At 51.4% G+C, this 7,612-nt stretch carries 7 protein-coding genes and 3 pseudogenes; 5 read left to right on the top strand and 5 right to left on the bottom strand.

Annotated elements, in window-relative coordinates; translation table 11 throughout:
* The coding region (locus tag INT22_RS13900) for a DUF4111 domain-containing protein (protein WP_193068429.1) at positions 1 to 326 on the top strand (326 nt) is incomplete at its 5' end.
* A 44-nt stretch (positions 327 to 370) separates the two neighbouring features.
* Positions 371 to 1,735: pseudogene (locus INT22_RS13895) on the top strand (ISL3 family transposase).
* 34 nt (positions 1,736 to 1,769) lie between these two features.
* Here the strand turns inward: INT22_RS13895 and INT22_RS13890 are convergent.
* The 3 genes and pseudogenes from INT22_RS13890 to INT22_RS13880 all read right to left on the bottom strand — a co-directional run bounded on the left by INT22_RS13890 (position 1,770) and on the right by INT22_RS13880 (position 4,012).
* Positions 1,770 to 2,195, bottom strand: a pseudogene (locus tag INT22_RS13890) (alpha-hydroxy acid oxidase).
* 171 nt (positions 2,196 to 2,366) lie between these two features.
* Positions 2,367 to 2,669 (bottom strand): helix-turn-helix domain-containing protein, encoded by a 303-nt coding sequence (locus INT22_RS13885; RefSeq protein ID WP_193060421.1) that lies wholly within the window; start codon positions 2,667 to 2,669, stop codon positions 2,367 to 2,369.
* A complete protein-coding gene (locus INT22_RS13880) occupies positions 2,666 to 4,012 on the bottom strand; it encodes a type II toxin-antitoxin system HipA family toxin (RefSeq protein WP_193060420.1) in 1,347 nt (448 codons plus the stop codon). The genes INT22_RS13885 and INT22_RS13880 overlap by 4 nt, the downstream gene beginning before the upstream one ends.
* 179 nt (positions 4,013 to 4,191) lie before the next feature.
* On the opposite strand from INT22_RS13880, the gene INT22_RS13875 reads away from it, so the two are divergent.
* Positions 4,192 to 4,497: a hypothetical protein gene (locus INT22_RS13875; protein WP_193060419.1), complete on the top strand. Its 306-nt coding sequence runs from the start codon at positions 4,192 to 4,194 to the stop codon at positions 4,495 to 4,497.
* A gap of 148 nt (positions 4,498 to 4,645) precedes the next feature.
* Entirely contained in the window at positions 4,646 to 5,425 is a 780-nt protein-coding gene (locus tag INT22_RS13870) for a transporter substrate-binding domain-containing protein (protein ID WP_193060418.1), read from the top strand.
* 90 nt (positions 5,426 to 5,515) lie between these two features.
* Here the strand turns inward: INT22_RS13870 and INT22_RS13865 are convergent, their stop codons facing one another.
* Both INT22_RS13865 and INT22_RS13860 read right to left on the bottom strand, forming a co-directional pair.
* Entirely contained in the window at positions 5,516 to 5,836 is a 321-nt protein-coding gene (locus INT22_RS13865; RefSeq protein ID WP_193060417.1) for a hypothetical protein, read from the bottom strand.
* A gap of 92 nt (positions 5,837 to 5,928) precedes the next feature.
* Positions 5,929 to 6,201 (bottom strand): annotated as a pseudogene (locus INT22_RS13860) (integrase core domain-containing protein); the annotation flags it as partial.
* 85 nt (positions 6,202 to 6,286) lie between these two features.
* On the opposite strand from INT22_RS13860, the gene INT22_RS13855 reads away from it, so the two are divergent.
* The gene (locus tag INT22_RS13855; protein ID WP_193060416.1) at positions 6,287 to 7,528 is read left to right on the top strand and encodes an IS110 family transposase; all 1,242 of its coding nucleotides are present in this window, start codon (positions 6,287 to 6,289) and stop codon (positions 7,526 to 7,528) included.
* The last annotated feature ends 84 nt before the right edge of the window (positions 7,529 to 7,612 follow it).

Below are 7,612 nucleotides of genomic sequence, written 5' to 3'. Positions count from 1 at the left end.
AGCTTCTACCAGCTATTCCAAAATCTGATATACGTCGTGCAATCAAGGATGTTCTGCCAGCTTTAATCGAAATGCTACAGGGGGATGAGCGCAACGTCCTGTTAACTTTGGCGCGTATGTGGCGGACATCAGTTACCGGTGAGTTTGTCTCTAAGGATGTTGCTGCCGATTGGGCAGTTACTTGGCTACCGGCTGAACAAGCGGATGTTTTAGTCGATGCGCGGGAGGCTTACTTGAGCGGATGTGAAAGTGATTGGCGAAATCGCCAGCAAGAACTCCAACACACGGTAAAATCCCTGCACGATCATGTCTTAGCGAATCTATGAAAAGCTCTTCGTGTACCACGATGCGTCCATAACACAAGCCTCTCATGTCCAAAATGCCCGACAACATCCTGCACCTGCCGGAGTACCAGGTGCTGGGTTACACATCTACCGATGACGAAATGCACTTCCAGATAGACGCGCCCGATCCCATGGCCTGCGAGGAATGCGGGGTGCAGGGAGAGTTCGTGCGGTTCGGCAAGCGTGATGTTCCCTATCGTGATCTGCCCATCCACGGTAAGCGAGTCACCCTGTGGGTGGTCCGCCGCCGGTACACCTGTCGGGCCTGCGAGACTACCTTCAGGCCCCCCAGCTACCGGAGGTAGTGGACGGCTTCCGCATGACGCTTCGGCTGCATGAATACGTGGAGAAGGAGTCCTTTAACCACCCCTACACCTTCGTGGCGCACCAAACCGGGCTAGACGAGAAGACGGTACGGGATATTTTCAACGCCCGCGCCGAGTTCCTGGGCCGCTGGTACCGCTTCGAGACGCCCCGCATTCTGGGCATCGATGAGCTATACCTGAACAAGCGCTACCGCTGCATCCTGACCAACATCGAGGAGAAGACCCTGCTCGATCTGCTAGCCACCCGCCGTCAGGACGTGGCGACCACCTTCCTGATGAAGATGAAGGACCGGCAGAAGGTCGAGATCGTCAGCATGGACATGTGGAACCCCTACCGGGCAGCGGTCAAGGCGGTGCTGCCACAGGCCTGCATCGTGGTCGATAAGTTCCATGTGGTGCGTATGGCCAACGATGCTCTGGAGAAAGTGCGCAAGGGGCTCAGGACAGAGCTGAAAACCGCCCAGATCCGTACCCTCAAGGGAGATCGGAAAATCCTGCTGAAGCGCGCTCACGAGGTCTCAGACCGGGAACGGCTGATCATGGAAACATGGACAGGCGCGTTTCCCCAATTGCTGGCCGCCTCACGAAGTCTCAGACCGGGAGCGCCTCATCATGGAGACCTGGACAGGCGCGTTCCCGCAACTGCTGGCCGCCTACGAGCACAAGGAGCGCTTCTACCGTATATGGGACGCCACCACACGACCGCAGGCAGAAGCTGCCCTCGATGAGTGGATCGACTCTATCCCGAAGGGCCAGAAGGAAATCTGGAGCGATCTGGTCAGGGCAGTGGGTAACTGGCGCGAAGAGATCATAACCTACTTCGAGACGGATATGCCCGTCACCAACGCCTACACGGAGTCCATCAACCGATTGGCCAAGGACAAGAACCGTGAGGGGCGTGGATACTCCTTCGAGGCGATGCGGGCACGAATGCTCTATACCACGAAGCACAAGAAGAAGGCACCGACTGCGAAAGTCTCTCCGTTCTATAAGAAAACTATTGGTTATGGACTGCCGGACTTCGCAGAAGAACTCAACTACGGGGTCGATCTATCAACCATCTGAGCGTGGTATCAGGTTGGTGGGTGGAATGTGCCCATCAACCATCTTTTCCGCTTACCCCATCTTTTAAGGTATACACCTGGAACCAGAACGGCTGCGTCGTGTGTTCTGCGACGTCCTCAATCGAGCAAATCGACATGGTCGACAGCGTAAACGGCACACCAAATTTTTCAGCCGCCCGTGCTGCTTTAATTTCGCCATCTGCCGCTTGCATTCCCGTTAGCCCTACGGGCGCAAGCGCAACCGGCATAGCCACATCTTCGCCCAGCATAGAACTTCACGTAGAACGCCCTGACATATAGACCGCAACACGCCGTTTTAAATGAATATGCTGGAAGTCGCTGGTATTTTCACGAAAGGTTTGCTCTGTCCAACAGCCCGACTCGGCGTAGTCATAAAACATTTTTGGTGTACGGCGGGCGTAATGGCGACGAAGATTTTCAATGTTGGTATAGATCGGCATAACACATCCCTAATAGATATTGTTCTCATTAGCATCTAGAACAGACGATCTCTATGTTGTTCTTCAATACTGCACAAGTAAACGCCCTGTTTCGCTCTCTTTACTCATCAAACTATTTCAGCATAACCAGTAGAGATTTGCGGAAATGGCAGGGCATTAAAAGGAAACAAGTTACTCGGTGAACGCCAATACCTGCTCCAACAGAGCACGCTTACGCGGCAGTAAACTCACTTCTAACCCTAACGGTCGGAATACACGATTCTTAACCTCTAGGGTGACATTATTTTTATCGCCCTCCAGATCCGACAACGTTCGTCGACTGATGCCCACCAAGGCGGCATAACGTGTTTGGTTTAACCCCAGCACATCGCGGCGTAACGCACGCAATAACGCTCCGTCGGTGATTTCCCCCGCATAGAAGCGTTTCAACAGAGTCACCAGGGCCTCTTCGCGATCATCAGAATAGCGCTTCATAGCAACCCCCAGCGCTTGAGTCGAGTATTGATAGTGCGTAGGCCGACTGCAGGCATATCAAGGATTCGGGGTGGAACTCCACGGGCAGCCAAGCGTTCATCGACGCCCTCTAGCTTCAATGCAAGCGCACGAAGCTCTTCCATCACTCGCGCTGGATCGACAACGTCTGCCAGGGTGTCGGCAATTCCTCGCCAATCGTACTCCCCGCCAACTTCCAGGGGTGTTCCCCATTGCGTTGTTCGTGTCACCCCCTCGGGGTCAGCCTTCATGGGCGCGAAGTCATATACAGGGGCAAGCCCAATGCCTTCGGGGCGCTTCAATAACGCCGTATTCCGGCCATGATTGTCAGAGTTGCCGAAAGCGATATTCAACAAATCACGCTTAATCCACTCCAAAACAAAGCGCTCACCCTCGAAAACGGCGCCTTGTTCTTGCACGCGATATTGAGCCCTCAGCAAACTAATCAGTTGGCGGATTGTTTCGCCATGATGCAGGAAAGTGCCCGGTGCGGCGCCTACCAAGGAGTAGACTGACTCCAGGCCATAGCGAACCCAAGTGCCGTCGAGGTACTGCATGTCGAAACGGGGTAACCACAGGGATGGGTAACGCTCGCCCTCCACCAAACGCATCTGTTCGGTATCTATCGTGGCCACCCCTAACGATGCAAGCTCCTGATAATAATGATATTCAGCTCTCAAGATGTTGCAATCGTCAACTGAACGTCTACCGCGCGGAAATTTCACCAGCATGGGTAGGTCAGGTCGATGGTTTTCATCCTGCCAGGTATCAATCCAAACGTGGTCGTCGTTCGTCAATCTGAGCAGCAATTTTGGCGCTTCACCGCCAGCCCCAGTGGCACCGCCACTGGCCGCCCCCATCTGCTGGGCATACTCTAAAAAGTCCACCTGACGCTCTACAACGCTTTGCAGCGGAAACCGTCGCTCCTCTAAGGCTTTCTTTACGGAGAGATCAGGCAATGATTCTTTGATTCGTAAGTTGCCGACCGGCGCGATAGTGCCACGTGCCAGTAATTCAGCATCCTGTTGCCCAATCGGTAAATCGTGAAGCCCTAGATAATCCACCCAAAAACGCCGGCTAGCTCCCGCCGGCATAATGTCTTCCAAGAAACCGAACCAGTGTGGCGACTCATGAGTCAGCATTAACTCGATAGGCAACCGCATACTGCAAGCGTGCAGGTCATCTTGAAATAGCCACTCAACGGCATAGTCAGTCGCATAGCGCAGCCGAGACTCCCCGCGAGTACCCTGCTCAGGGTTAGGCAACGACAATTCAGCCGCATCATGCCACGCTTGTTCAAAATGAACCTGTATCGTTAACTTCACGAATCACCCATGTCGAAAGCCGCTGATGTACGAAATTATTAATGCGCAGCAAAATGCTCAAAAATTCTTCCGCCGATTACTTATGAGCAGTTTAGCGCACATAATAACTACAACAAAGAATTAATGAGCATTATAGTGCACACTGAATTATCCACACGAGCGCCATATTGGAGCCTAATGTGAATATTACCCATTTAGAGCATGTGTTTATCGCGCTGCTGATTCAAATGGCTCTACTTCCTTTTGCAAACGCAAGAGTCACCGGTGCCATCGCGATAGCACTGTTGCTTGGACGTGAGATTGCACAACATGAATACAGGTTAGCCGTTCAACGTGGCTGGGAATGGGGGCAAACATTACCGGTGGGCATCTTTGAAGGTGTTTGGCGCGGCTGGACGCTGGATTCAGTGTTAGACGTTGTTTTACCTGCCCTGGCATGCACAGTAGTGGCCATTACGATCAAAATCATAAAGCCAAACGGCTAAATCGCGAAAGCTAAGCGTCTAAGAACGACAAAAGGCCCTGACTCCTCAGAAGCTTTTAACAAGCCTTTATAAAGCACTTTACCTATTACGCGAATCATGCAAAATTGCTTAATCAACACCTTATATAAAAACGAAAAAAGGAAAGTCTATGCCCCGCAGTCACATAGGAATAGCAACGGCGCTTACATCACTGCTATTTGCCATTCCAGCCTACTCCGACGACCCACTTCGCCTCGCTGTTGATGTTCCCTTTGAGCCTTTTGAGTATCGCTTGCCCGACGGCACCCTAACAGGCTTCGAGGTGGAACTGGGTGAAGAAGTATGTCGACGCATCGAGCGTGAGTGCGAATGGGTAGAGCAAGGCTGGGACGGCATCATCCCCGGCTTATTAGCACGCAAGTACGACGCCATCATGTCCTCAATGGCAATCACCGATGCGCGCCGCGCACAAGTGCTGTTCTCAGAACCCTACTACAGCAACCCTAGCGTCTGGGTGACTCAGGAAGGCAACGAGATCGATATTGAAGATCGCGACGCCCTTGAGGGTATATCGGTAGGCGTTCAACGTGGCACCATCCGCGATGAATACATCACCGACACCTATGGCGATCTCGTTGACGTACGGCGCTATGCAACAGGCGAAGATCTCGCGGTAGATATTAGAACAGGTCGCTTAGACGCAGCTTTTATGTATTACCCACTAGCGCTGTCATCGCTTGAAGTTAACGCTGAAGGCAGTGGGATTGTTACCAGCTCGCCGCTGATCCGCGAGCCCAAGCACTATTTCGGACATGGCGTGGCGGCAGCCTTCCATCCTCGCAATGAAGCCCTGGCGGAGCAGTTCAATGAGGCACTGCGAGAAATCAAGCAAGACGGTACCTATGACGAGCTAATGAACAAATACGTCGACTACGACATCAAGATCTAAGACTGTCACTATCTCGCCAACTATACCCCCAGGGATAACACGCTACGCTTACCCCTGGGGTTGTTGTATTAAGTAGAGAACAATCTAAATCTAATTCCGTGACAGTGCTTCATTAAGAATGGGGACTTGTACTCTACTCAGTCCAGCTAATCGCCACGTCTCAACGGGCTCGCTGCCTTCTTCCTCCTGAATTGAGCCCCAAGCCACTCGAATCGACGTTGTATAAACAGCCCCGTCTCCCATCACAATATTCGCGTCAATTAAATACCGCCGCTTCTGCTCTTGCATGACGTCATCATCAAAATCCGAGGTTACTTCAATCTCCGCAATACCCGCATCGTTACATGCTTCATGGAAGATAGAAAATTTCTCTTCATAATAGAGATCTGGTTCAATTTTCCGTTGATGCATCCCAAGGTGCCTTTCTATATCGCCATCACAGATTGCTTGAACAACGAGCTCAAGGTAATCCCCCCATTTTTAGAGGGCTTCAAAAGTAGGCCTCAGGCCATCATGGCCAACTTCTGTTGAGGAGTGATTCCTCCGAGTCCCATATTGGGTCGTTCGTGATTGTAGTGCCAGAGCCAGCGAGTAGCATAACCTTGGACTTCTTCGGTGCTGTCGAACAGATACTGGGCCAGCCAATCGTAACGCACCGTTCGGTTGTAGCGTTCGATATAGGCATTCTGCTGGGGCTTGCCGGGCTGGATAAACGCCAACACAATGCCTTGGTTTTTCGCCCAGTTCGCCAGCTTGCCGCTGATGTATTCAGGGCCGTAGTACTTGCTGAATAAGCAGGTTGGAGCCAGCCATCTGTACCAAAATCTCTGATGCCAATCAGTGGATTTAGGAGATGTACACATGGCTGACAACTTAAAGAATAGCTCTGTGAAAGTGATGATCGCCATCGACATTGCCAAAACGTCCCATGATGCTGTCATTTTATGGCCGTCAGGTCGTACCAAAACGTTTAAGCTCCCTAACACGTTAGTGGGTTATCAGAACCTCATTAATGCAGCAGAAGTACCTGCTGAAGACATTCTGGTGGCCTTTGAGCCAACGGCTGACTTTCATCGGAATATTGCCTATTGGTTAAGGTCTCAAGGCGCCTTGTGCCATATGGTGTCGTCTTTAGCCTGCGCCAGAGCGCGTGAAATGTTGTTTAAAAGCTGGGATAAAAACGACAAGAAAGACGCGCGGGTTATCATGTACTTGATGCAGCAGGGCATGATGCAACCATTTTACGATCCGTTAGTGAATGAAATGTTAGATATTCAGGAGCTTGCGAATACGTATTATCAAATCTCACTCGCTAGATCCCGCTGTCAACATAGTTTATTCAATCATTACCTCACTCTCTTTTTTCCAGAAATGGAGCGTTTTTTTAACAGCACCCGTGCCGTGTGGTTTTGCCGCTTCTTGCTGAAATTCCCTACCCCACAAAGTATCACGCGCTATAAAAAAACGACCTTCGTGCAACGTGCTTGGGAGGTAGTGGGGAGGAAGGTGGCCAAGCAGCGCTTTTTAGAAGAGGTTTATGAAGTGGCGGAGCAGTCGATAGCGTTACCCGTACCGCTTAATAGCCCAGCAATTGCCACCTTCAAATTGCAGGTCAGGCGTTATCTGAAGCTAACCGAGCAAAGGCAGCAAATCGAAGAAGCCGCTGACCAGTTGATATCTCACCGCGATGATTACCAGCGACTTCGGACATTGCCTGGTATTGGTCCTATCATTGCGTTAGTTATTATTGCCGAAAGCGGTGACCTAAAGCGTTTTTGCCATTATCGCCAATACCTTAGCTTTTGCGGCTTCAACTTGTCGGCAAGTCAAAGTGGTAAACAGCAAGGGCATTACCGCTTATCAAAGCGAGGCAATGCACGTTTACGGTACGCCTTCTGGTTGGCAGCCACAGTCGCCATCAGACAGCGGGAAAATACATTCCGACAGAAATACGAGCGCTATATTCGGGCAACCCCTGATGATCCGGATATCAAGCGGAAAGCCCGCGTGGCAGTGGCCGTTAAATTAGCCCGCGTCGCGCATGCTTTAATAAAGACAGGTAGTGATTATCGAGGCTATTATGAGTTTGGTTGTGAGACGTAAATCTGTGCCGTTAGGGCACCCAGTGACCCTGTAGATAATGCTCAACGCTCACAACCGTTCCAAAGTAAGCGTTCATTCCAGGAC

The sequence above is a fragment of the Halomonas sp. 3D7M genome (genome assembly GCF_014897885.1).
Taxonomy (GTDB): Bacteria; Pseudomonadota; Gammaproteobacteria; order Pseudomonadales; family Halomonadaceae; genus Vreelandella.
This window is presented reverse-complemented; position numbering and strand designations above follow the sequence as displayed.

Bases quoted from the DNA above. Each gene is read 5' to 3' on its own strand.
- INT22_RS13885 (WP_193060421.1), bottom strand. From the start codon at position 2,669: ATGAAGCGCTATTCTGATGATCGCGAAGAGGCCCTGGTGACTCTGTTG.
- INT22_RS13855 (WP_193060416.1), top strand. From the start codon at position 6,287: ATGGCTGACAACTTAAAGAATAGCTCTGTGAAAGTGATGATCGCCATC.
- INT22_RS13865 (WP_193060417.1), bottom strand. From the start codon at position 5,836: ATGCATCAACGGAAAATTGAACCAGATCTCTATTATGAAGAGAAATTT.
- INT22_RS13870 (WP_193060418.1), top strand. From the start codon at position 4,646: ATGCCCCGCAGTCACATAGGAATAGCAACGGCGCTTACATCACTGCTA.